Origin of the sequence: Gardnerella sp. DNF00257 (assembly GCF_049262745.1) — a bacterium.
GTDB lineage: Bacteria > Actinomycetota > Actinomycetes > Actinomycetales > Bifidobacteriaceae > Bifidobacterium > Bifidobacterium piotii.
The window spans coordinates 410,014-434,882 of sequence record NZ_CP058403.1 but is presented as its reverse complement, the minus strand read 5'-3'; the positions used below and the strand labels follow the sequence as shown (position 1 = coordinate 434,882).

The window sequence follows — 24,869 nt, the reverse complement described above, 5'->3', positions numbered from 1 at the left end:
AAGTCTTAAATAAAAAGTCCTAAAGTCTTAAATAAAATGCGAAAAATATGAGAAAATAAGTGTTATGCAATCAAACTTTGAGCAAAGCGAATCAAACGCAAAAAGTCAAGAAAAAAGCGAGCAAATAAAAATAAATAACTCGTTTTACAACGTTTTAATTATTGGAGCTGGAGCTGCAGGACTTTCAGCCGCATTAGGCTTAGTAAAGTCTAAAGAATACCAAACGCTAAAAACGCACGGAAAACAGCCTAAAATACTAGTGATTTGCAAGCTTCAAGCGTTAAGATCTCATACAGGCTCTGCCGAAGGCGGAATTGCAGCATCATTAGGAAACGTAGAAAAAGATTGCTGGCAATGGCACTATTACGACACTGTTCACGGAGGCGACTGGCTAAGCGATCAAGACGCAGCAAAAATGCTAGCAAAAGAAGCTAGAGACACAGTTATTGAACTTGAACACTTTGGAGTTGCTTTTTCTAGAACAAAAGACGGCCACATTAATCAAAGATTCTTTGGGGGCCATACTGCAAACTTTGGAAAACAGCCAGTTAGGCGAGCTGCGTACGCTGCAGATAGAATCGGACACCAAATTCTATACAGCTTGTGGCAAAAATGCTTAGAAGAAAACATTGAAATTAGCGAAGAAATTTACGTTACAGACATTGCAATAAATAGCGAAACAAACAGCGTAGAAGGAGTTATAGCGCTAAACGAAAAAACGGGAAGCGTAGAAAAAATAAGCGCAAATAATGTTCTTATTGCAACTGGAGGCGCTGGAAGACTATTTGCAACAACTTCTAACTCCTGGGATTTAACTGGAGACGGAATGGCTTTAGCGCTAAATGCTGGATTGCAATTAGAAGACATAGAGTTTATACAATTCCATCCAACGGGCTTAGCACACACTGGAATATTACTTTCGGAAGCCGCGCGAGGAGAAGGCGGAGTGCTTAGGAATTGCAAAAACGAAGCTTTTATGAAGAACTACGATAATACGCACGCGGATTTAGCACCAAGAGACGTAGTTAGCAGGGCGATTATAGCAGAAGTTGATGCTGCTCGAGGCGTAGAAGACACAACTAGCAACGTTGATAAAAAAGATTGCGTTTGGCTAGACATGACTCATATAGAAAAAGAGCATATGTTGGAGACTCTTCCGCAAGTTGTTGAGACGATTGAAAAATATGCGCATTTAGATCCTTCAAAAGATCTTGTACCTATTAAGCCTACTGCACACTACACAATGGGTGGAATACCAATCACTCTTAACAGCCAAGTATATAAGTTAGATAGAGGGAAAAAACAAAGTATAAAGGGATTATACGCTGCTGGAGAATGCGCTTGCTCTGGAGTGCATGGCGCTAATCGCCTTGGCGGAAACTCACTTCTTGACGCTTGCTTATTTGGAAAAATCGCAGGAAAATCTATTGCAAAAAACTTGCAAAATCAAGAAGAGACTCAAAATCAAAATAATTTGCAAAACAAAATCCAAAAAATAGACGAGTTAGCTAAAAAGCGAATCCAAAAAATACGCGCTCTTATGCAAAGCGAGAATGATTCAAAAGATGAGCAAAATCCATACATGCTTTTAAATGCGCTAGAAGAGATTATGGAAACAGCTATTGCAGTAAGATGCAGCGAAAAGAGCATTAAAGAAGCTTTGCAAAAAATCGATACGCTTATTATTCCAAAAGCCAATATGCTTATTTTGCATTCTAAAAATCTTGTTTTTAATCAAGAACTAACAGCTATTTTGGAATTGAAAAACTTGATTACATTTGCAAAAGCAGTTTTGCAAGCATCGTTAGCAAGGCATGAATCTAGAGGATCTTTTACAAGATTGGATTATCCACAACATAACAACAGCCAAAATCCGCAACATTCCATAGTGGATTTAAGCGGAAAAGTGCAAAATATTCCAGTTACAGTAGTGGATTTTGACCCAAATCATCCAATTAACGCGCAAAATGCTAGCGAAATTAAAGAAATTATTACAAAAATCAATTAATTTGCAACACGCCGAAGCAAAGAGTTGAAAAAAATGTTATAGTTCTATCTGTTGTCTAAAACACCCGTCCGGGTGGCGGAATGGTAGACGCGCTAGCTTGAGGTGCTAGTGCCTATTTGTACAGGCGTGCGGGTTCAAGTCCCGCTCCGGACACAAAATAAAGTCTTGTTGAGAAATCAGCAAGACTTTTTTGTTTCGTATTAGCAAACACTAATCTCGTAGCTAATCACACTAACTAATCGCGTAGCTAATCGCACTAGTTAATCACGCTAGTTAATCACGTAATTCCAAGGGTCAAAAGCTCTACCAATCCAAGAAACGTCTAATGACTCACCAAAATTCTTATATATAGAATCGTGAATATCTTTAACAGCATACTTAAACCACAAAGACTCAATAGCGCTATGAGGAGTGTTTATAAGCATAGGCTTAATAATATTAGAGTGCGCTAATTGCGATTCATAAATAGCTTGCTCGTACGCGTCCGTTGCAGGATGATGCCTTAAATCACTTGTTACATACACGTCTGCTCCACAAGCGCGAACTTCATCGAATAAGGAATCGCCCGAACCTGGAAGAACAGCTATTTTACTAACCATTGCATCAACATCTCCGCACACTTGAACGCCTAGCTTAGTAGCAGGTAAAACGTTAAAAACTCGCGTAGCAAACTCTTTAAGCGTTATTTTTTGCTCAAGCACTCCAACTCTTCCAAGCCCAAGAGAAGTATCATTATTGCTTGCAGGAACAAGAGGATGCAAATCCTTAAGACCAAAAGCAATAGACGCAGCATGCGCCACTCCCCTAAAAGCCGCGTCCGCATTAGTGTGACCAACCCATAATCCACAACGATTTTCAATAAGCGTTTGAACTATTTTTCCACGAACAGAAAAACCAGAAACTTCGTGAACCGACTTAAAAAACAAAGGATGGTGCGAAACAATCAAATCCGCTCCCATTTTGCACGATCCTTCAACAGCTTCTAAAGTTGGATCCGATAAGCAAATAATTTTATTAACTTTATGCGAAGGATTCCCAACGATTAATCCTGGATTATCCCAAGACTCAGCAAGACTTAAAGGATATAAGTCTTCTAAAACATTAACAATCTCACCTAAAGTTGCCATTATTCCTATCCTTTACAACAAGCCTACAGTGGTCTTTACAATAATTCTCGCAAACACATCAATGCGCAGCAAGCTGCCAATCAGCACCAACTCCAGTAGAAACACTAAGCGGAACAGAAAGCTCAACAGTATGTTCCATAGCATTTTTAACAATGTTTTCTACAACATCCGCCTCACCATGAGCAATCTCAAGAACAAGTTCATCGTGGATTTGCAAAATCACGCGACTCTTAACATTAGCTTTTCGCAAATCATCATCTACTCTAATCATTGCAAGCTTCATAATGTCTGCAGCGCTTCCTTGAATAGGAGCGTTTAGAGCAGCTCGTTCTGCAGCTTCTCTAGATGCTCTGTTCGTAGAATTTAACTTTGGGAAATATCTTCTTCTACCAAACATTGTTTGAGTGTATCCAAGCTTTCTAGCTTTATCTACTAAAGACTCCAAATAGTCGTGTACTGCACCAAAAGTATTGAAATACTTTTCTTTAAGCATCTCGGCAGCTGCAGGACTAATGCCTAGTTGCTTTGCAAGACCGTACGTACTGAGTCCGTACGCTAACCCGTAGCTCATTGCTTTAACATGGCTACGCTGATCTGCGCTAACTTGCTCTACTGGAATCCTATAAACTAAGCTTGCTACAAACTTATGAAAATCAACTCCAGACTGGAAAGCATCAATAAGCGTTTTATCTGCAGAAGCATGAGCCATAATTCTAAGTTCCACTTGCGAATAATCACAACTCATAAGCTGCTCATAGCCACTTCCTGGAACAAATGCCGCTCTAATCTCTCTTCCTGCAGCATTTCTATTAGGAATGTTTTGCAAGTTTGGATCCGAAGAACTTAGTCGGCCAGTAGCAGCAATAGTTTGCTCAAAAGTTGTGTGAATCCTACCATCTTTATATCTTGCAGCATCAATAAGGCTTTGAACGATTTGCTTTAATTTATTAGTTTCACGATACTTAAGCAAAGCGCCTAAAAATTGACTTGGCTTCTCATCTGGATCAATTTTTGAATACAACTCTTGTAAAGCCTCGGCATTAGTAGTATACGAGCCACTTTTTGTTCTACGAGTAGGCTTTAGACCCATGTCTTCAAAAAGTAATTTCTGAATTTGCTTAGGACTTTGCAAATTTATTGGCTTAGCTGCAACGTCTAGCGCCATTTTTTGAGCAAAATTAGCTTCACTTGCAAAATTATCTCTCATAGACGTAAGTCGTAGCATATCTACAGCAGCGCCCGTATCTTCCATCTTCCTTAAAACTCTAGAAACAGGCATTTCAACGTCTACCATTAAGCCAGTTTGCTTGCGCTCATCTAACTCTTTCGCATATTGTTTAGAAAGCAAACGTATAACCAGAGCTGTTTCTAGCATGCTTTTTTCTAATTCTTTGTTATCTTGACTCTGTGAATCTTGATCTTTAGAATCTTGCTCTTTAGAATCTTGGCTGCTATCAATATCAAAATCAAGTTTGCCTTGCGTTGGCTCAGCGTTTAATCGCGAAGAGTCTATATGAATATTCAAAACATGCTCAGCCATATCGCAAAGATTTTCGTTCTTAAAATCTGGATCAACTAAGTAAGATGCTAAGCGAGTATCGACTAGCGGGCTAAAAGAGTAATTATCTTCTACAATTTTTAGAGACGTTAAAAGAGCAATATGCTTTTTATAATCGTGCAAAACTACTGAAGACTCATGCTTTTTTATAAAATCTCTTAGTTTATAAGCTATTGCGCTATTGGATTTAAGAACATTCGCATACACAATTGCAGCATCGTTACCAGCTAGGATTATTAATGCTTTTGCAAAAATACCAAACTGACTAGTGTTGTTTTTTTCTTCTACAGCAAACACTACTAATTCTTTATGCTCTTTTATTGTTTTTTCGCATTCTAAGTCGTTTCTTATAAGATTTGCGCTATTTATATACGAGTCAGAAAAGTCGCAAGAATCCGCAACACAAGATTTTGCGATACTAATCCAATTATCTGCATCAGACTCGGAATTAATATTATGCACGTTTATTTTATCTAACAGAGTTTTAACGTCTTCTATATCATCTGAATCATTTGATTCCGTAGAACCGCCATTTTCTGCATGCGCACTTCCAGCAGAAATCATTGTTTTAATATTCTCATCTAAAAGCTCTTTGGTTCCGCGAGTAAATTCTTTTAGAATCTTTCTTCTAGTACGCGTACCAAATTCAAGATTTTCAAACAACTCTCCTACGGACGCAGCGTTTACATTGCCAAAATCAAGATCACTAACGCTAACTCCAAGGTCTAGATCTTTAACAAGAGTATTAACTTTTTTGTTTAATCGAATCTGATCAATGCTTTCTCGTAAAGACTCGCCTTTTTTACCTGTGATTTTACTTGCGTTTTCAATAATGCCTTCTAGGCTGCCAAATTGATTAATCCACTTAGCAGCATAACCATCTCCAACTCCTGGAACTCCTGGAATATTATCAGACGTTTCTCCACGCAATGCTGCTAAATCTGAATACTGACTAGGCGTAACATTGTATTTTTCAACAATCGCATTAGGATCCATTTGCTTTAGATCCTTAAAATGCCTGCCTGGGTACAGCACGTTAATAGTGTTATTAATTAGCTGAAAAGCATCGCGATCTCCAGAAAGCACAAGCGTTTTATAACCAGCATTAGCGCCCATAGTTGCCAAAGTAGCAATAATATCGTCGCCTTCGTAGCCTTGCTTTGTAATGTACTTAACACCTAACGCACTAAGCATTTTTTGAATAACGGGCAGCTGAGCTATAAGTTCTTCTGGAGCAGCTTCACGAGTACCCTTATATTGCGGCAAAAGCTTGTTTCTAAAAGTTCCACCTTTAACGTCGAAAGCAACCGCAAGCTTATCTGGTTTCTCTTTTTCTATGACTTGCGAAAGCATAGTAGCAAAACCCCATATTGCATTAGTTGCAAAACCAGATTTTGTGGAAAAATTGTCTGCCGATATTGCATAAAAAGCACGAAACGCAAGTGAGTGGCCATCTACCACCAACAACGTTCCCTTATAATCCTCATTATTCAAAGAATCCTCGTTTGCAACGATGCTGGTATTCACTTAACACCCACCTGCGTTTTTGTAAAATAAACTTTTGAAATTATTTATGCATAGCTCGCGCAAGAAACCGCGATTACCAAAATTATTTTGACTTTACTACGCTTCGTCAGATGGCTTTTCTTCGCCATACTTAGCGATAATAGCCAACGCAAGACGCTTCTTTGGAATACGCTGATCCATAGAAGTTTTTTGAATCCAACGGAAAGCACCCTGCTCCGAGAAGCCAGCTTTATCCATAAGCAAGCCTTTTGCTCTATCTACAAGCTTGCGCTCTTCGAGAGTATCTTCTGCTTTCTTAAGCTTTTCTTCTGCTTTACGAAGCTGATCTTGAGCATCTTGAAGCTTGTTTTCTGTGCGCTCAACACTATCGAGCAAATCGTTAATCTCGCTAAATCTGCCCATTGCAACTTCTAGAGCCGGCAAAAGCTTTGACTCTTCGTAAGGCTTTGTAACATACGCCATTGCTCCAGCGCCAGTAGCGCGCTTAACAAGATCTGTTTGCGAAAAAGCTGTTAGCATAACAACAGGCGCAATATTTTCATCGCAAATAGTAGCAGCTGCTTGAATTCCATCCACGCCAGGCATTTTAACGTCCATGCAAACAACGTCTGGACGATGTTCACGAGTAAGATCAATAGCCTCTTGCCCATTAGCAGCTTGACCAACAACCTTATATCCGTTATCTTCCAGCATTGCTACAAGATCCATACGGTTTACTGCTTCATCTTCTGCAACAACAACAGTTTTAACGCCGTTTTCTTTTTGCTCGCTATTTTTATTATTGCTTTCTACGCCATTCGACGATTCATATGCATTACGCAATTCATCATCCGTAAGCACAACAGACGCCTTCCCCATCTCTTCATCGCTGTTTTCAGCCGACATTCTAACCTCATTTCCTTACCAAAACACAAGGCAACAGCGCTATGCATTAACTAACATATACATTCGCACACTTAATACTCATACTCGCCATCTTTGCGTTTATTTTTTAGGCTAGCATCATGCAAGTTTTATGCACAAACACTAAAAGCACACTGTGCGCGTTGCCAATGATTTTACTCGCATGCGTGTATAAAAATACGCTCTAAACCGCTTTTTAATGCGGTAAAGCACATGCAAATAACGACAATACAAAAGTCAAAGCACCGAGCATTGCTAACTGTACGCACAACGGAAAAGCACTAGCATAATTCCCATTAATAACTGCGTATATTAGCGAGCACGCTTTTTTAATAAACATGCAAGTAACCAATAGTAACAGAATGCAAGAAACAATAAACACACCTTTATTAAATAAGATATTGCTTAATGCGAAAACAGTTTTATGTGGGTTATTAATACTTAAAAATACACCTATAAATCGAGAATCGAACACATATAACAGCACATAAGATGATTGTAAAATCGCCACTAAAACAGCAACACAAGTAAATACAACACTACCCTTGCGTTTGCCAAGCAAAGCCATTGCAGTAATCTTTTTATGTTGCGTATCGCTTTCTATATCTCTTAAATTATTAATCATCATAAGGCAAGCAGAAAATCCGCCTGGAATAAAAGATAATAATACGCAAAAAACAATTTGCTCAATGCTTGCTGCATTTATTGAGTCTTTAGAAAAACCACTTGCATAAAAAAGAGCACACAATGTTCCTAAAAACGCTACTGGCCCAAAGAACAAAAATGCGCTAAGCTCTCCCCAACCCCTATATCCGTATGGGTGTGATCCTCCTGCATAAAACCAAGCTGCTATAACGCAAATTAATCCAAGAGGAATAAACATCCAAATTCCGCTTCTAATAGTAATAACTAGTCCAAAAACACACGATATTAGAGCAGATATGCAAGCAGCATACAACACTGATTTTGGCTTAATACCAACGTCTGCAAGCCTCCAAGACACATCGCACAACGCTTTGTTTTCTGCGCTTACATCTCGCTTAGACCTTTGATTATCTAATCCGCGCAAACCGTCACAATAATCGTTTGCATAGTTTACTGAAATTTGCATAAAAACAGCAACGCATAAACACAAAAACGCTTGCAAAGCAAAATTTTCAACATTGTAAGTCTTTACAAGTATTTGACCACTAAATAAATACCTTGCAAAAATCGAAATTGCCATAACAACTGGCACGATTCCAATTGGAAGAGTATAAAGTCTTGCACCTTTAAGCCAAAACTTAATATTAGTCATTAAAATCGCCTAAATTCTAGAATTTTTTAATTGATTCTAGATTAGTTTAGACTATTTTAGATTATTTGTGGAGCAAATATAGACACAAGTATTGGCAAAGCAATCATTAACGCAGACACAACAAAAAGAACAAATCCACGCCAACCAAAAGGATACTTTCTAAAAGAAGACTTACGCGTGCGCAAATAGAATCCGCGCTCTTCTGCTGCCAGCGCACAGCTATCTGCTTTACGAACAGACAAAACTAAAAGAGGCACAATCAAAGGCATCATAAGCTTAATCTTTTTAAAAGGATTCTTAGTATCGAACTCCACTCCTCTTGCCATTTGAGCTTCTGTAATTTGAGACATCTCGTACGCAAAAATAGGAACAAATCGCACAGCTGTAGTGATTGTAAAAGCATAGCAATATGGAATGTGTAAGTATTGAACAACAGCGTTAGCTAAATCGTTTAGCTTTGTAATGCTAAGCACGCTTACAAGAGGCAATGCAAAGCAAAAAAGTCTTAAAGATGCTCGCAATGCAACAGAAATTCCCTTTGTGCTAAACCATAAGAACATGTAGTTTCCGCCTTGAGCAATAACTGTTTGCAAAAAGAACATTACAACGCCAAGAATAAGCATTGCACGCACAAGAGGAAATAGCGCTTTAAGAATACCAGCCATAGCCATGCCAGCAAGAATAAGAGCTGCAATAACAATAAGAACAGTGAATTGTTGAGCTATAAAAGCAGATACAACAACGCTTATAGCTAATATGAGTTTTGCAATAGGATTTGCTTTGTGAAGCAAAGTTGAGCCTTCGTTATACGTTAAGATTTTAGTTTGCATAATTACACCTTGCTTTACAAATTGCAACTCTTTTTAAGAGCATTAACCAACATATCCCTTTTATACAAGCCCTTACAAGCGTCAAAACCATTTTCGACTAAGCCTTGAGATACAGCACACAAAAGTGGAGCGCATAATGCAGCTTCTTTGCAAATCGCATTGTTTTCAAAAACGCAACTTATTCTTCCGTCTTCTAGAATTTTGCCATCGTTTACTACGATTAAGCGCGTTGCAAAGTCAAGAACCACTTCCATATCGTGGCAAACCATTATCACACAGCAACCGTGGTCTCTAAGGTCTTCTACAACTTGCATAATACGCAAGCATTCCATGTAGTCTAAGCCACACGTTGGCTCGTCTAAAACAAGAATCTTAGGTTTAGTTACAACAGTTGCAGCCAAAGCAACCATTTGACGCTGGCCTCTAGAAAGCATAAATGGGCTTGCTTTAGGGTCTAGATTTAGCTTTTCAATAACTTGCATAGCATGATCATTAGCATCTTTAACCGACTCTCCTAAAAGAATGCAACTAAACGCTACTTCTTCTAAAACAGTATCTTTGCAAAGCTGACGATCTGGATTTTGGAAAAGCGTAGAAACATAATGCGCAATCTGACTAATCTTCATATTGCTAGTGTCTTTGCCATCAATAAAAATATTGCCGCCGCTCGCCTTAAGCAAACCATTGATGAGCTTAGTAACGGTTGTTTTTCCAGCGCCATTTCTTCCAACAAGAGTTACAAGTTCTCCAGCATAAGCTTCAAAAGACACATTTTTTAACGCACTAACGCCACTTGGGTACGAAAAACTAACGTTTTTAAGCGAAAGACATGGAGAAGTATTTTTTGATTGATTTTGCGCGGAAGATTGTGCAGAAGATTGTTCGGATACTTGCGATTCGTGGGAAAAATCGCCAGCAACCGCCGATGTGTTTGAATCGCATTCGCTATTATCAAATTCACCATGAGAATCACCATGAGAATTACTATTAGAAGTCAAAGATTTTCTACTATTAATCGTATTAACAATAGTATTTACTGTATCTTCTACAGACACAGGCAAATCGCTTTTAGAGCAAACATTCTCACGCTGTAGATCATTAACAAAATGCGTAGTGCGCGGATAATTTATTCCAATAGAATAAAGCAAATCCATGTTTTTTAGCGCTTTGCTAACAGGCAAATCAAGCGACAAAGTGCCATTAGAAAGCACAACTAAACGCTTGCAATACTCGCTTAAAAGTGCCACTTTTTGCTCAATTACAACAACCGTTATTCCAAAATTCTTATTCAAATCTTTAAGAATCGAAAAAATCATTTTAGAAGAAACAGGGTCTAAAGCGCACGTAGGCTCATCTAACACCATAACTTTAGGCTTTAGCGCAAGAATAGCAGCAATCGCAACTTTCTGCTTTTGACCTCCAGAAAGAGTGTCTAAATCGCGGTTACGCAAGTCACTAATTCCAACAATTTGCAAAGCTTCATCTATTCGACTTGGTATTTCGCTATGCGCAACACCAAAATTTTCTAAGCCAAAAAGAATCTCATCTTCCACATTTGCAGCAACCATTTGCGCATCAATATCTTGAATAACAGATCCAATTAAGCAAGCAATGTTAGTTAAAGCAAGATTTTTAGTGTCTTGACCAGCAATCTTAACACTTCCTAAGAGTTCGCCAGAATAATGATGCGGAATCGCGCCAGAAAAAAGCGAAGCAAGCGTTGTTTTTCCAGACCCAGAAGGGCCAATAATACCAACGAATTCGCCAGACTCTATGCTAAGACTCACATCTTTTAGTGCAAAAGTGGAATCTTGTGCCTTTGAAGAGTCTAAAGAATCATCTTTATTCCGATTCACATACTTAAAAGACACATCTTTTAACTCAAGCAAAGGCACAATAATTCCTAACTCTTAAAACCAATAAATTGATTACTAATTATTGATTATTATCTAACGATTATATAATTTACCAAACATTCCTAACACATATTGCGTAGTACATATTGCAAACACAAACTGTGCTACTTGTGCAAAACGAGTCGAATTGGAGTGTAAAGAACTTCAACAACAACAGCATTAAACACAGCAGTTCCAAAAATGATTGGAAGCATAACAAGGATCGTCTTAGGAGAATGAAGAACAAAGAAAGATGCAGTAGATGCAAATATTAAACCAGAAACAACTGTAGTTATAAAAGTTGCTATAAGTGGGAAAATACTGAACTTTCTAGCAGCATCCTTAGGGAAAACGTGAACATAAGCCATAATCATCAAAGTCATAACAATTGCTGCCGGAATATCGCAAACATAATTAAGACCAGGAATAGATGCGTTAAATTGCATTAAAGTTGCAGCCAAAGCACCAATAATCGCACCTTGAATAACATTTGGACGAACCAGCAAAATCGCAAGACAGAACGATGCGATTAAGAAGTTTGGTTTAATGTTTCCAATTGAAAGTGCTTTTGCAACTGTAAAGTCAAGAATACATCCTGCTGCAAAAAGAACAGCAACCAACACTAAAGACGTAACATCTAAAGCGTGCTTTTTAACACTTACAGCATTGATCATGCTACCTGCATGTTCGTTAATTCCCTGATTCATAATCTTCTCCTTTATGTTGCGATAATCAAGTTTTAATTATCGACTTTTGATGTTTATTTACGTTTACTTACATTCATTTACGTTTGTTTATATTTGCTTACGTTGATTCAAGTTAATTTATTTCTCATTTTCAATGGCGATTTACTTGTGCAAAACGAGTCGAATTGGAGTGTAAAGAACTTCAACAACAACAGCATTAAACACAGCAGTTCCCAAAATAATTGGAAGCATAACAAGAATCGTGTTTGGAGAGTGAAGAATAAATAAGGATGCGATTGTTGCAAAAATCATTCCAGAAATAACAGTTGCAACAAACGTAGATATAAACGGGAACACGCTGAACTTTCTAGCAGCATCCTTAGGGAAAGCTTTTAGATATCCCATAAGCGCTAACGTCATAATAATTGCTGCTGGAATATCGCAAGCGTATTCAAGACCAGGAATCGAAGTGTTAAATTGAATCAAAGTAGCAGCCAAAGCGCCAATAATCGCACCTTGAATAACATTTGGTCGAACAAGCAAAATAGACAAGCAGAACGATGCAATAACAAACTCAGGCTGAATGTTTCCAATCGAAAGCGACTTTGCAACTGTAAAGTCAAGAATGCATCCTGCTGCAAAAAGAACAGCAACCAACACTAAAGACGTAATATCTAAAGCGTGCTTTTTAACATTTACGCCTTTTAGCAAAGTAGCTGCTTGATTAATTTCGGACTGTGCAGATGTTTGCTCTGTGTTAGTAGCTTCTACGTTAGTGGACTCCTGATTCATGATTTTCTCCTTTACGTAAATTTTTACGTTGTTTGTTTTCAACAATTTTGGTTTAGATTGTTGTTAGTTTGTAGATTGTTATTGGTTTTAGATTGTTTAGATTATTTTCAATTTGGATTAAATCCAAATGGATTCTTGCGTTTTAGGATATAAAAAAGACCCCTAGGTTTACCCTAGAGGTCTTTTATAAGCCTAAACAAGCAGCTTCTAAAACTTTAGAGTAAACTACGCCAAAGAGAAGTCTGCCACCACCACATACGAGCAGCATCAAAAGTATCGCGAGCTTGAGCATTCATGTTACGCATGATAGCCGCCTCCTTAAATACTTTAGCTGCAAAGCTAAATGCCTATGTGGTCAATCACAAACCTAACACCGTAAAATTTACGATATGCGTTTGTGTTGTGTTCGATGCTAACACTATAAAAGTACAAATGCAAACAAAAAGATAAAATTAGCAAAAAATCACACAAAACACGTAAAAATATCCACACTTAAATCGGCGCAATTCCAAGCAAAACGCCGTAAGCGCATAAAACGCATTTCTAATCTTATATAAAACAATCTCAATCCCTAGCAACGTGTATACTTTCACAAGTTGCGGGCTTGTAGCTCAGTGGATAGAGCGTCTGCCTCCGGAGCAGAAGGTCGTGGGTTCGAATCCCATTAAGCCCACAAAATATCCCAAAATGGCTTTATTCCAACGTTTTCAGTATGTGTCTTGCATTAACGACACACCAAAATTAATTTCCACCAAGAAGCGCAAACGTACCGTAGTAAACAGCTGCGATTAATGCAATTGCAGGAATAATTAAGCATACAACCATAAACACATAATCGCGCTTATTTACGTAACTTATGCGTGCATGAGATCTTGGATTTTCTCCACCAAAACCGCGCGCTTGCATTGCTGTTGCCAAGGTACTAGACCTACGAATCGAAAGAACAAGCAGCGCAAAAGCTTGAGGCATAAATGCGCGAATCTTACTATCGTCTCCAAGACCGCGAGATCTTCTAGAAGCAGTAAGAGCTGCCCAATCGTCTTGCAAAACGCTAAAAAGCCTCATTCCTGCTAATCCGCCATAAACAAACTTATCTGGCAAGTGCATAACTTGACTAAAAGCATCTGCTAAATCTGTAGCATCAATACCAATAACAGTAACAATTGCAGGAACACCAATAGCTAAAATACGAATAAACGTTGCAATTGCAAGAGTTGTTGAGTGCTCACTTACGTGAATAATTCCCCAATCAAACAATGTTGCTCCGCCCGATTTACCGTACAACCACACTGCTAGAGCAGATCCAGGCGCACCAACCCAAACAGGCCAAGAAAGCTTAACAACGCGCCAAGGATTCATTCCAATAATCCATAAAATTATAAACTCTAAAACAAGCGCAATAGTCGAAGAAAGCCAATCAAGAGTAAACAGCAAAGGAATGGAAAGCATAAAAGCTCCAAGCATGCGGTAAACAGGATTTAGCGAAGCCAAAAATGGCGAGCAACTTGCAGCTCTTTCTTGCTCATCACGCTTATTTACAGCGCTAACTTTTATTCGAGAAATATTCGTTGAATTAGTTGTAGAAGACAAGCTTTGCGATGATTCTAAAGCTTCTTTTGCTTGCGATTCTTGTAAATCTGATAAATCTCCAGAATCACTATTCTTAGCATTGCTAACTGGCAAAAGTTCAACCAAACGCGCGCCAAGAGCATCTACTAGCTCTTTATCGTGAGTAACAACAATAACGCTAACGCCGTCTGCTCTAAGACTTGCAATCAACTTTATAATTTGCATCCACGTTTTTCGATCTTGGCCAAAAGTTGGCTCATCTAAAATCAAAACCCTTGGAGCTGCAGCCAAAGATGCAGCAACTGTAAGCCTGCGCTTTTCTCCTCCAGAAAGCGTGTACGGATTTGCGTTGGCATATCTGCCTAATCGGAATCGCTCTAGCAATTCTTGAGCTTTTGCTCGAGCATCCTCCTCGCTCATACCTGTTCTAATAGGGCCTAACATAACCTCTTCTAAAACAGTTCCGCAAGCAAATTGGTGTTCTGGATTTTGGAAAACATACGATATTCTTTTAGCGAGTTCAGTTGACTTCCACTTTATAGGATCACTTGAGTCTAAATCTTTACAAAGTTCCTCGCTTGCTACAACTTCGCCTTCTATTGACGGAATTAGCCCTGCCAAAGTTAAAGACAAAGTTGATTTTCCAGCACCATTTGCGCCAACCAAAGCCGTTATTTGGCCAGAATTAAATTCAAGATTAATGTTTTTAGCTATTGGAGTATCCGTATGACTAATCGCAAGATTTTTTGTAGATAAAACTACTTTCCCATCTCCTACAGAAGGATCGCAATCAGGCTCTCCTTCAACATGAATCCTACCTATATTGCGATTTTTTGAATCCTTATACTTATCTGGAAGCCATATTCCAAGATTTTCAAAGTCAAGATCCTTGCGATTAAACACCTCGTCTGGAGTTCCGTCAGCTACGATTACTGTTTTAGCACTCTCACCCCTTGCAATATCATCATCGTGAACAAAGTTTTTGCCATCTTCGCTATTACCGCTATTACCGCTATTTTCAAGCCCCAAAACAATTACTCGGTCAATTAGATCAATCCACGGTTGAGCATGATGTTCCACAAGAACCATTGTTGCGTGAGTATCGTCGAGCACTTTTCCAACTGCTGAAACAATTTGCTCAACACCGTCTGGATCCAGATTTGCTGTAGGCTCGTCTAAAAGAAGAACACTAGGCTTCATTGCCAGCGCGCCAGCAAGAGCCAGTCGCTGCATTTGACCACCGCTTAAATGTGCAGTAGATCGATGAAGTTGCAAGCCATCTAAGCCAACCTCTTTAAGACTTTCGTCAACAATATTCCAAATCTCTTTGCGCGGAACATTCATGTTTTCTGGACCAAACGCAACGTTATCTCCTAAACGTTGAAAAATCGCTTGAGATTCTGGGTCTTGTAAAACTAAACCAACGCGTCCGCGAGCCTTATGAACTGGTACATCGTCTACAAATACTGCGCCTTCACTCACTCCGCCATCTTCGTCTTCAACTAAAACATTATGCGAAGAAGAGTTACTATTTTTAGCGTTTGAATCACTTTTAAGAATAATATCGCTGCCGATTAATCCAGCAGCACCTTCAAGAATAGTGGACTTGCCTATGCCCGATGCTCCTAATAGCAATACTCTCTGCCCTGCTTCAATAGTCAGGTTCAAACCACGAACAGCAAACGCTTTGCGAGAGGCATGACGATAACCCCAATTCTCAAAACGCAACTGAGCAGCACTAAAAGCCGATGGAAGGAAAGTTTCAGCTTTGTACTGGTTAGTATTGTTCAAAACCTGCGTTTTAGATTCATCGGGCATAGCAAATCCTTTATGGCAATGATTTTTATTTAATTATTTATTAAATTATTTTTAGGATTATTAGACTTTACTATAGATTTTTAGAATCTTAACAAATCTTAGAATCTTAGCAAATCCTACAATCCCAAAACGCCTACTTGCTTAGAAAAATCTAAACAGCATACAGCATTTACTTGCTATATGCATAGAAGACGCTTGTTGACATGATTGTGCCTTTTTACTTTTAGGCACGGGAAAAACAGATCTCCGTGCGCCAGTATTACCTGGATTCACGTTCAAACGGTTTCTCTCAGCTTTACGAATTAACGCAAAGCACCCGTGTCGAGTGAAAATTTTACGGCATTGTGTAGACTCGCGCACAAAATCAACGTGTTCGCGTGCTTTTATGCGCGAGTTATAACTTACAACACTACTTCGCTAAGCGACTAAGAAGCAAAGCTTCCGTTACAATATTTGACTTCAAGCCAGAAAGAGAAATCGACTCGTTTGGGCTGTGAGCATTAGACTTTGGATCTTCTGGACCCGTAACCAAAACTTGAGCCTTAGGGAAGATTCGTTGCAATTCTGGAATAAATGGAATCGAGCCACCTTCGCCCTTGTTAATAGGATCCACACCAAAAGCGTCTTTCATAGAAGCGAGCGCATCTTTAGTTGCAATTGCATTTGGATCCATAGCCCAACCCATGCCATTATCTAGAGGCTCTACAGTAACCTCTGCCCCAAATGGGGCGTTTGCAACCAAAAAGTCACTCAATGCTTTTTGCGCTTCCTCAGGACGCTGGCAAGGCGCAGTTCTAAGCGAAAGTCGCAAGCGTGTCTCGTGAGCAATAACGTTAAAGCTTTCCTCTACTGGATGAGCGTCCATTCCAATAACAGTCAAACTTGGCTTAGTCCACATTCGTGCAGCCAAAGATCCAGTTCCTGCAAGCTTGTATGAATCCACTACCGAAGAATCGGCTCTAACTTGCGACTCGTCTAAATCGCGTTGCAAGCCACCAACAGGCTCTTGCGATTCAATTCCAGGAACATTCAAATCGCCGTCTTTGTTGTAAAGAGAAGCAACGAGCATTGAAGCAAGCGTGTATGCATCTAAAATAGGTCCACCAAACTGACCCGAGTGAACTTGATGATTAAGAACCTTAACCTTAACGTCTACAGTAGTGTTTCCACGCAAGCTAGTTGTAAGGCTTGGAATTTCTGCAGACCAATTTCCAGAATCTGCAACAATAATTACATCGGATTCAAACTCATCTTTGTGAGATTCAATAAAAGGAATAAAGCTTGGAGAGCCCATCTCCTCTTCGCCTTCAATAAACACTTTAATGTTTACGCCTAAATCTTCACTTAAAGCGCGCAAAGCACCGTAGTGAATGGCAATTCCGCCGCCATCGTCCGCGCTGCCGCGACCATACAAGCGCCCATCTATCTCGGTTCCTTTAAAAGGATTCGTGTTCCACTCGCTTGCATCTGGAACAGGCTGAACATCGTGATGAGCGTAGAGCAAAACAGTTGGAGCATTTGGATTTACAATTCTAGATCCAACAACCTCGAATGCGCCTGGAGTGCCATCTGGATTTTGAGACTGCTCAACGCGAGCATCAACGCCCACTTCGCGCAATACTCCAGCAACGTATTCAGCCGAAGCGCGCATATGATCCCCAGTAATTCCTTTAGCAGAAACAGCTCCAAGCTCTATCTTTTTACTAAGAACGGATATAACATCATTCCACGCAGCGCTAACACGATTCTTAACATCTTCCACATTAAGATTAGCCATACAAATCTCCTTAAAACAAATAGCCAAAACAAATAGTCAAGCGATTAACTACTATCTAACCACTATCACACTATTAACAACATTAACAGCCAGCAAAATCTATGGAACGCGTCTAGTCTGTTGGGTAATCTGCAAACATGACATGGAATCCATTTGTAAAAAAAGATGCTGATAATAATGCGCAAAATGGCAATAAATCAGCAGCCAATGAAAATAGCGAAAATAAAGTAGAAAATAAGGCAAAAACTCGCACAAAAAACGCTCCAACTCCAAAGCAAAGCGAAGCTGCAGCGCAAAATCTTAGGCCGCTAGTTCCAACCGATAGAAAAGCTAGCGCAAAGGCTGCGCGAGCACGATTGCGCGAAAGAGAAAACGCACAATACGAAGCTATGAAAAATGGCGATTTAGCGCATATGCCAAAGTCGGAGCAGCTTCCTTGGAGAGTTTATATTCGCGATTACGTAGACGCACGTTTTAATATTGGCGAGTTTTTCGTTCCATTCGCAATCGTAATTATGATTTGCATCTTCTTTACACAAAACTTCTTGTCTACTAAGTATATTGCTCTTTATTTTGCGCTTGCGATTATTCTTTACGCGTATCTTTTTGCTGCGATTATTGACGTTTTAATAATGTGGCGAAAACTTAGAAAAGAACTTGTTAAAAGGTACGGCCAGGCTGCTGTTGCTAAAAGCTCTAGGTCTGCAATGTATGCTTGCAGTCGCGCAATACAAATGCGCAGATGGAGGCTACCAAAGCCGAGCACGCCAAAACGCGGTAATTGGCCAAAGTAAAACGCTAGTATACCAACAAAGATATGATTTATAGAAATGTGTGTTTGTAGCATGCTACTTAAGGCTACTTAAGTAATAGTGGCACAAATGTGGTAGTAAACCCGTTGTAGAAAACCTTGCAATAAGCACAAAACAAAATTAACGCGAATATCGTATAGGGGATAAACGCAAAATGGCAAACGAAAAGTCAAAGAACACTAAGAAATCGGGCATGATTTCACAAATTGTGCGCATTTACAAGTACACGTATACAGAAGATAAGCAGCTTCCGCTTTGGCTTGGCTTGGCTTTTGTAGCCCCTGTAGTGTTATGCGTTATAGCTGGCGCTATTTTACGCTGGTCCATTTTTACGTGGATTATGATGATTGTAACAGCGCTTATGCTTGGTCTTTTGCTTTTTACTGTTGTTCTAACAAAGCGCGCAGATAAAGTTGGATACGCAAAACTAGAAGGTAAGCCTGGAGCTGCAGCTGGAATTTTAAGCGCAATCAATAAAGGCGGTTTTACTTTCCCACAACAGCCAGTATGGGTTGATCCTCGCACCAAAGACGCGATTTGGCGTGGAACTGGTTTTAACGGAATCTTTCTTGTTGGAGAAGGCAATTACGAACGCCTAACTCATGCTATGGAACGCCAAGAGCATGCTATTAAAAGTGTTACAGCTGGATCCAATATTCCTGTTTACCGCATTTGCGTTGGAAATGGCCAAAATCAAGTTAAGCTTAAGGATTTAAGGAGTAAAGTTCTAAAGTCTAAAACTTTGATTCCTACAAATCACAAGTTTGCTCCTCTTGCTGCAATTCATCCAAATCGCAGATTCTTCCTAACCAAAACAGAGCTTGCGATTCTAAACGACCGTTTACGCACTTTGCAAGGAAAGCTAGGGTTTGGAATTCCAAAGGGAATTGACCCAACTCATGCTCCACGCGTGAGCCGCAGAGCTTTAAGAGGAAAATAAATTCTTAAGTTTTGCGCATAAAATAAACCAGACGTTCCAAGCGGTTCGTCTGGTTTTAATATATTTATACGCGATTTTACTTGCGATTTTACTTGCGATTTATATGCAAATACTATTCTCGCGTTATACGCGACTGAACCCAATCAACAATGTACGGAGCGCACTCCTCCACTTGATCCATTGCAATCTCAAACTCTTTAGGACCACCATACCAAGGGTCTGCCAAATCTAAAACAGCTTCGCGACCAGCTTGTGGCTTTTCTAAAGACGGATCAAACGACCTATACATGTGTACAAGACTACGCTTTTGCGGCGGAATAATCCTAAGCAAAGATTGCATATGCGAAGCCGTCATTGGAAGAAAAAGATTCGTCTCTTCTATTTCGTCTCGCTCAATCCTATGCGCAAAATGGCTTAACGGCAAAGAATATCCCCTACTTTTAAGCTCTTTTTGCGCACGCCTATCAATAGGATTTCCGTATTCTTCGTCGCTTACGCCGCATGATTTTACAGCAACAACATCGCTTAATCCTCTAAGCTTAAACTCGTTACGCAAAACAATTTCTGCCATTGGAGATCTGCAAATATTCCCCGTGCAAACTGTCATAACAACATACGGATGCTTAGCATCTACGTGAATTTTGCTTAAAGATTCCATACATATCCTTAATCTAGCTTATTTTTTAGATTTAACTGGCTCATAAACCATAAACTTATATTTTGTATTGAATTGTTTTTCGCCAACTTTTATAGGCGATTCCTGCCAATCGCCATCGCGCGTAACTTTCCACAATCCATCATCTACAAGTTTTTGAATGTTTGGAGCAAAGGTATCTGCTTCTACTCTAGCTTCAATTTGAGTTACATAAGATGCGTCAACAATTTGTGACTTAATCACTTCTCTAAAGATTGCGCCGCCACCAATAATCCAAATTGCTCTGCCATCTTTTGGCAAATCCAAAGAATCTACAAGCTCAATAGGATTATCTTCAATCCACTTTTTTGCGTAGCATATTGCGTCTTCAATATTTGTAAAACTTTTTGCTCCATTTGGATTAAAGTCTGGATTCCTAGAAACAACAATATTTTCGCGACCAGGAAGAGGCCTAAATTTTTCTGGCATAGAATCCCAAGTTCCTCTGCCCATTATTACTGGGCAAGAGATTGTCATTGCCTTAAAATAGCGCAAATCTGGGGAAAGTCGCCAAGGCATACCGCCATTAACGCCCATAGCGCCTGTACGGCCTTCAAAATCGTATGCTTGCCCCCAAATTAAACGAACGGGAATATTGTTAGTCATAAAACTCCTAAGTAAGCCTACTAATCAATCACTAAATAAAGTAAAATCACACAGCTACAGGAGCCTTAATCGTAGGATGATGCTTATAATCAACAACCTTAAAATCGCTATAGTCGTAGCTAAAAATAGAATCAGCTTTGCGAATCTCAAGCTGCGGATACGGGTACGGCTCGCGCGAAAGCTGCTCAAGCACTTGCTCTACGTGATTATCGTAAATATGGCAATCGCCGCCCGTCCACACGAACTCTCCCGGTTCTAATCCTGCTTGTTGAGCCATCATCATTGTTAAAAGCGAGTAAGAAGCAATGTTGAATGGCACACCAAGGAACATATCGCAAGAACGCTGGTAAAGCTGGCAAGAAAGCTTGCCATCGGCAACATAGAACTGGAAAAGCGAATGGCACGGAGGCAAAGCCATATTCTCTACTTCTGCAGGATTCCATGCGCTAACAATCATTCGACGAGAATCTGGATGATTCTTAATAAGATCCATAACGTTTGCAATCTGGTCGATTGTGCGATTTGGATTTTGCTCTGTTGGAGCTGGCCAACTACGCCACTGAACGCCGTAAACAGGCCCTAAATCGCCATTTTCGTCTGCCCACTCATCCCAAATATGCACACCGTTTTCTTGCAACCAACGCACATTACTAGAGCCTTTAAGGAACCAAAGAAGCTCGTACGCAAGCCCCTTAAAGAACACGGTTTTTGTTGTTATAAGCGGGAAACTCTTGCTTAAGTCAAAGCGAATTTGCTGACCAAAAAGAGATATTGTTCCCGTACCAGTGCGATCTGATTTTAATGTGCCTTCCATAAAGATTTTTCTAACCAAATCCTCGTAAGGAGTAGGAATATTAGACACTGGTTTTTGAGGCACGCGCGCGCGCAAATTTGCAAGTTCTTGTTGAGTTAAAGCCATACGTTTATTCTATCATTAGCTAAATTCAACACTACCAATGCATGTGCAAATATACTGTGCATCTCTATATAATTGTTTTAGCTAAATACAACAAACGCAAAGGAGCAAGAATGGCTAGAAGAATATGGGTTGAGCGTTTAGAAGACGGCTCTTGGATTGCAAAAAGCGAAGACGGAGCAACACTAAAATTTGGCAAAGGCGAAGGGCAATTTTCTCCCGTAGAACTAATGCAAATAGCTCTAGCTGGTTGCACAGCTTTAAGCAGCCAATACGCTGTTGAGCATGCGATTGGAGAAGGAAAAGGCGCGCGCGTAGTTGTAAATGGCACTTACGACCCAGAAGAAGGAACTTACTTAAGATTCCAAGAAGACTTAACAGTAGACGCCACAAGCGCAAAGCCTGCACTAACTAACGAAGATGCACAAGCACTAAAAGAGCGTATGGAAAAGCATATTAGCAAGGGTTGCACAGTTAAGCACACTCTTGAGCGCGGAGCACTTGTACAAGTTAGCGTAAATATTCGGCATTAATGGGAAGATTTGCACCAGCGCTCTTAGCACGCGGAAAAATGGCCACTAGCCGATGATTCAAAAAAACGCCACTAAAGTGGCAAAAAATAACAATTTGTGGCACAATGCTAAACACAATGCTACACTTTTAACGTTGTTAGAGCTATTTATGTAAGCTATTTATGTAATCGGAGGAAACTTTGAAAATCGCGATTTTTACAGAAACGTATCCACCATACATAAACGGCGTAGCAACACAATCCTACATGCTTAAAAAAATGTACGAGGAACTTGGTCATGAGGTTCTTGTTGTTACAGTTGGCTCCGAAAAACAACGTAAAACCAAGCTTGTAGACGGCGTTGTGTACGTTCCAGGCATTCTTTTGAAAAAGCTTTACAAGTATAGGGTTGCAATTCCAATTGGAAACATGCGCAAAAAGTTCCCGATTAACTTTAAGCCAGATGTTATTCACATTCAAAACGAATTTGGCATTGGAGAAATAGGCCTAGAAGTGGCCAAAAAAGAGCATGTTCCTGTTGTTTACACGCTACACACCGAATACGATAAATTCCTGTTTTACATTGGTCTAAAGCATTTTACTGAGTTTTCTAGGAATATATCGGCAAAATATTTTACGCGATTCTCTAAGAACGCAACAATTATTACCAGCATGTCTGCTAAGGCTCAAGCTTATATTGACCGCCAAAAAGTTGATAAAAAGGTTGTTGTTCTTAGCAATGCTGTTGAATACAAAAAGTTCTTGCCAACACCAGAACGAATTGCTTTTAGAGAAGAATTCCGTAAAAAATACGGCATTGCAGATTCTACAAAGTTATTTGTTTTTGTTGGAAGAATCGGAGCCGAAAAGAACATTAGCGAGTTGATTGACAACTTTATGTATTGTGATTTTCCTCGCGATTTAGCTAGACTTGTTGTTATTGGCGGAGGCCCTGATTTAGAGGACTTGCGCAATAAGGTAGCAAGCAAAGGATTTGAAGATAGAATTTACCTTCTAGGCCCTATTGAACACACGCAAATTCCTAAGTATTTGCACGCAATGGACTACTACACTACCGCTTCCCTATCGGAGATGCACTCGCTTTCTATGCTGGAGGCAATGGCCTCTGGCTTGTTTGCGCTTGTTAAGCACGACGCTCCTAATGAAAATCAAATTATTAGTGGCAAAAATGGTTACCAATGGGATTCTAAAGAAGACTTTAAGCAAGTGTTTAGCCGCGTTCTTAATATGAGCGAAGAAGAGCAAGAGCAGCTAAAAGCAAATGTTCTTGAATATTCAAAAAACAATGACTTTAAAAAGCAAGCTCAAGAGTTAATTAAGATTTATGAGCGTGCAATTAGCATTAACAATCAAGAACTTGCTAAAAAGCGAGCTGCTCGAGAGGCAAGACGCGCGCGGTTCTTGCTTAAGAAAAACTAAAAGCATATTAACAATACAAGTTTGAAAAAATCGCGTATAAAACACAATTAGTGCCTTATACGCGATTTATGTTTTAGCGCTTAGCGTTACTACTTAGCGTTACTACTTTAGTGAAGCGGATCGATTGTTTGCTCAATTTGCTTAGCTTCTTCAACACCAGCCTTTGGAACATCAACTTTATGAACACCATTAATAGAGTCAATAGGCGATGCATTGCTACTCGCCATAGACTGCTGAGCTACTTGCGCAGCGCTTAGTTCCACATACTTGCGAGGAACAACATACACTGGTCTAGACGAATGCTGAAGCAAACCTTGACTAATAGAACCAAGAAGCAGACCAGTAAATCCACCCCTGCCCCTAGAGCCAACAACAACCAAATCGTTGTTTAAGCTAGCTTGAGTCAAAGCGTTTACAGCAGAACCAGGAACTACAGAACGATGAATCTTTAGGTTTGGCAAGCGTTGCAAAATCGGCTTTACACGCTCGTCAAGATCTTCCATATAAGACCCCATAACTGCAGTATCTCCCTCAGCTCCTTGAACGCTAGGAACAGCAGAAATCACATCTAATTGAGCATTCCAACTATCTGCCAAATCTGCAGCAATCTCAAGCGCTTTTAATCCCCACTTAGATTCGTCGGAGCCAACAGCAATCTTAGAAATCTTATTGTTCAAGTGGATTCTATGACCATCATCATCTGTATATGGCACAACAACAATTGGGCAATAAGCGTATGCTGGAAGTGAAGAACTTGTTGTGCCAAGTAAACGCTCTGCCAATCCGCCTTTACCACGGTTTCCAATAACAATAAGTTGATAGTTTCTAGAAAGCTCCACAAACACAGAAGACGGGTCGCCAGTAACAATCAGAGTTGTTGCATCCACACCCTGCTCTAAAGCTACAGCTTTGGCTTTAGAAAGAATCTCCTGAGCGTCTTGATGAGCAACATTATCATCTCCGATGGCAGTGTAAGTTGCATCAAAAGACACAGCAGCATAACTTGGCAAAGAGTATGCGCAAACAATTTGAAGCTGCAATCCAGCATGCTTAGCGTAGTTTGACGCCCACCAAACAGCCTTATAGCTTGCATGAGAACCATCAACGCCTACAAGAACAGCTTTTTCTTGTGTAATAACATTCTGTGTCATCTAGATCCTCCT

19 protein-coding genes, 2 tRNA genes and 1 riboswitch are annotated in these 24,869 nt (G+C 39.8%); of the genes, 7 read left to right on the top strand and 14 right to left on the bottom strand.

The features are described from left to right. Positions 1–64: 64 nt before the first annotated feature. Complete coding sequence (locus HXT23_RS01560) at positions 65–2,008, top strand: FAD-binding protein (RefSeq protein WP_115757218.1); 1,944 nt, start codon at positions 65–67, stop codon at positions 2,006–2,008. Between the two features lie 66 nt (positions 2,009–2,074). Further along, positions 2,075–2,161: transfer RNA gene (locus HXT23_RS01555), tRNA-Leu, on the top strand. A gap of 116 nt (positions 2,162–2,277) precedes the next feature. On the opposite strand, the gene HXT23_RS01550 is transcribed toward HXT23_RS01555, so the two are convergent. The 8 genes from HXT23_RS01550 to HXT23_RS01515 form a co-directional block, all read right to left on the bottom strand. Beyond that, on the bottom strand, positions 2,278–3,135 hold the full coding sequence (locus HXT23_RS01550) for a Nif3-like dinuclear metal center hexameric protein (protein ID WP_422112971.1): 858 nt from the start codon (positions 3,133–3,135) through the stop codon (positions 2,278–2,280). Positions 3,136–3,193: 58 nt separating this feature from the next. Then, positions 3,194–6,220: a DNA polymerase I gene (polA, locus tag HXT23_RS01545; RefSeq protein ID WP_422112970.1), complete on the bottom strand. Its 3,027-nt coding sequence runs from the start codon at positions 6,218–6,220 to the stop codon at positions 3,194–3,196. Positions 6,221–6,316: 96 nt separating this feature from the next. After that, on the bottom strand, positions 6,317–7,105 hold the full coding sequence (locus HXT23_RS01540) for an ANTAR domain-containing response regulator (protein ID WP_115757224.1): 789 nt from the start codon (positions 7,103–7,105) through the stop codon (positions 6,317–6,319). A gap of 214 nt (positions 7,106–7,319) precedes the next feature. After that, positions 7,320–8,420 carry a 1,4-dihydroxy-2-naphthoate octaprenyltransferase gene (gene menA, locus HXT23_RS01535; protein ID WP_422112969.1) on the bottom strand — a complete coding sequence of 367 codons (1,101 nt, stop codon included), beginning with the start codon at positions 8,418–8,420 and terminating at the stop codon, positions 7,320–7,322. A 56-nt stretch (positions 8,421–8,476) separates the two neighbouring features. Then, on the bottom strand, positions 8,477–9,250 hold the full coding sequence (locus HXT23_RS01530; RefSeq protein ID WP_032816908.1) for an energy-coupling factor transporter transmembrane component T family protein: 774 nt from the start codon (positions 9,248–9,250) through the stop codon (positions 8,477–8,479). A gap of 14 nt (positions 9,251–9,264) precedes the next feature. Beyond that, the gene (locus tag HXT23_RS01525) at positions 9,265–11,145 is read right to left on the bottom strand and encodes an ABC transporter ATP-binding protein (protein ID WP_422112968.1); all 1,881 of its coding nucleotides are present in this window, start codon (positions 11,143–11,145) and stop codon (positions 9,265–9,267) included. A gap of 125 nt (positions 11,146–11,270) precedes the next feature. Then, positions 11,271–11,852, bottom strand: a complete 582-nt coding sequence (locus HXT23_RS01520) for a tryptophan transporter (protein WP_004130262.1) — start codon at positions 11,850–11,852, stop codon at positions 11,271–11,273. A gap of 141 nt (positions 11,853–11,993) precedes the next feature. Then, on the bottom strand, positions 11,994–12,623 hold the full coding sequence (locus tag HXT23_RS01515; protein WP_101889647.1) for a tryptophan transporter: 630 nt from the start codon (positions 12,621–12,623) through the stop codon (positions 11,994–11,996). Positions 12,624–13,223: 600 nt separating this feature from the next. Here HXT23_RS01515 and HXT23_RS01510 point away from each other — a divergent pair. Next, a tRNA-Arg gene (locus HXT23_RS01510) sits at positions 13,224–13,296 on the top strand. 68 nt (positions 13,297–13,364) lie between these two features. On the opposite strand, the gene HXT23_RS01505 is transcribed toward HXT23_RS01510, so the two are convergent. Beyond that, positions 13,365–16,010, bottom strand: a complete 2,646-nt coding sequence (locus HXT23_RS01505; protein WP_422112967.1) for an ATP-binding cassette domain-containing protein — start codon at positions 16,008–16,010, stop codon at positions 13,365–13,367. A gap of 227 nt (positions 16,011–16,237) precedes the next feature. Continuing rightward, a riboswitch (TPP riboswitch) is annotated at positions 16,238–16,340 on the bottom strand. A 79-nt stretch (positions 16,341–16,419) separates the two neighbouring features. Then, the gene (locus HXT23_RS01500; protein WP_410294241.1) at positions 16,420–17,787 is read right to left on the bottom strand and encodes a dipeptidase; all 1,368 of its coding nucleotides are present in this window, start codon (positions 17,785–17,787) and stop codon (positions 16,420–16,422) included. A 137-nt stretch (positions 17,788–17,924) separates the two neighbouring features. Between HXT23_RS01500 and HXT23_RS01495 the strand changes: the two genes are divergently transcribed. Further along, complete coding sequence (locus HXT23_RS01495) at positions 17,925–18,581, top strand: DUF3043 domain-containing protein (protein ID WP_016635977.1); 657 nt, start codon at positions 17,925–17,927, stop codon at positions 18,579–18,581. Positions 18,582–18,753: 172 nt separating this feature from the next. Beyond that, positions 18,754–19,539: a DUF4191 domain-containing protein gene (locus HXT23_RS01490; protein WP_248899285.1), complete on the top strand. Its 786-nt coding sequence runs from the start codon at positions 18,754–18,756 to the stop codon at positions 19,537–19,539. A 112-nt stretch (positions 19,540–19,651) separates the two neighbouring features. Here HXT23_RS01490 and HXT23_RS01485 read toward each other — a convergent pair whose 3' ends face one another. The 3 genes from HXT23_RS01485 to HXT23_RS01475 are packed head-to-tail and all read right to left on the bottom strand — an operon-like array spanning position 19,652 to position 21,758. Further along, complete coding sequence (locus tag HXT23_RS01485) at positions 19,652–20,197, bottom strand: low molecular weight protein-tyrosine-phosphatase (RefSeq protein ID WP_004130272.1); 546 nt, start codon at positions 20,195–20,197, stop codon at positions 19,652–19,654. Positions 20,198–20,215: 18 nt separating this feature from the next. Then, entirely contained in the window at positions 20,216–20,839 is a 624-nt protein-coding gene (locus HXT23_RS01480; protein ID WP_422112966.1) for a dihydrofolate reductase, read from the bottom strand. A 46-nt stretch (positions 20,840–20,885) separates the two neighbouring features. Further along, positions 20,886–21,758, bottom strand: coding sequence for a thymidylate synthase (locus HXT23_RS01475; RefSeq protein ID WP_016635973.1), 873 nt, complete (start codon positions 21,756–21,758; stop codon positions 20,886–20,888). A 110-nt stretch (positions 21,759–21,868) separates the two neighbouring features. Here HXT23_RS01475 and HXT23_RS01470 point away from each other — a divergent pair, with 110 nt between their 5' ends. Beyond that, on the top strand, positions 21,869–22,288 hold the full coding sequence (locus HXT23_RS01470; RefSeq protein ID WP_032813037.1) for an OsmC family protein: 420 nt from the start codon (positions 21,869–21,871) through the stop codon (positions 22,286–22,288). Positions 22,289–22,467: 179 nt separating this feature from the next. Further along, on the top strand, positions 22,468–23,706 hold the full coding sequence (locus HXT23_RS01465) for a glycosyltransferase (protein ID WP_032818186.1): 1,239 nt from the start codon (positions 22,468–22,470) through the stop codon (positions 23,704–23,706). 107 nt (positions 23,707–23,813) lie between these two features. Here HXT23_RS01465 and HXT23_RS01460 read toward each other — a convergent pair whose 3' ends face one another. After that, positions 23,814–24,857, bottom strand: a complete 1,044-nt coding sequence (locus tag HXT23_RS01460; protein WP_016635970.1) for a universal stress protein — start codon at positions 24,855–24,857, stop codon at positions 23,814–23,816. Positions 24,858–24,869: the final 12 nt, after the last annotated feature.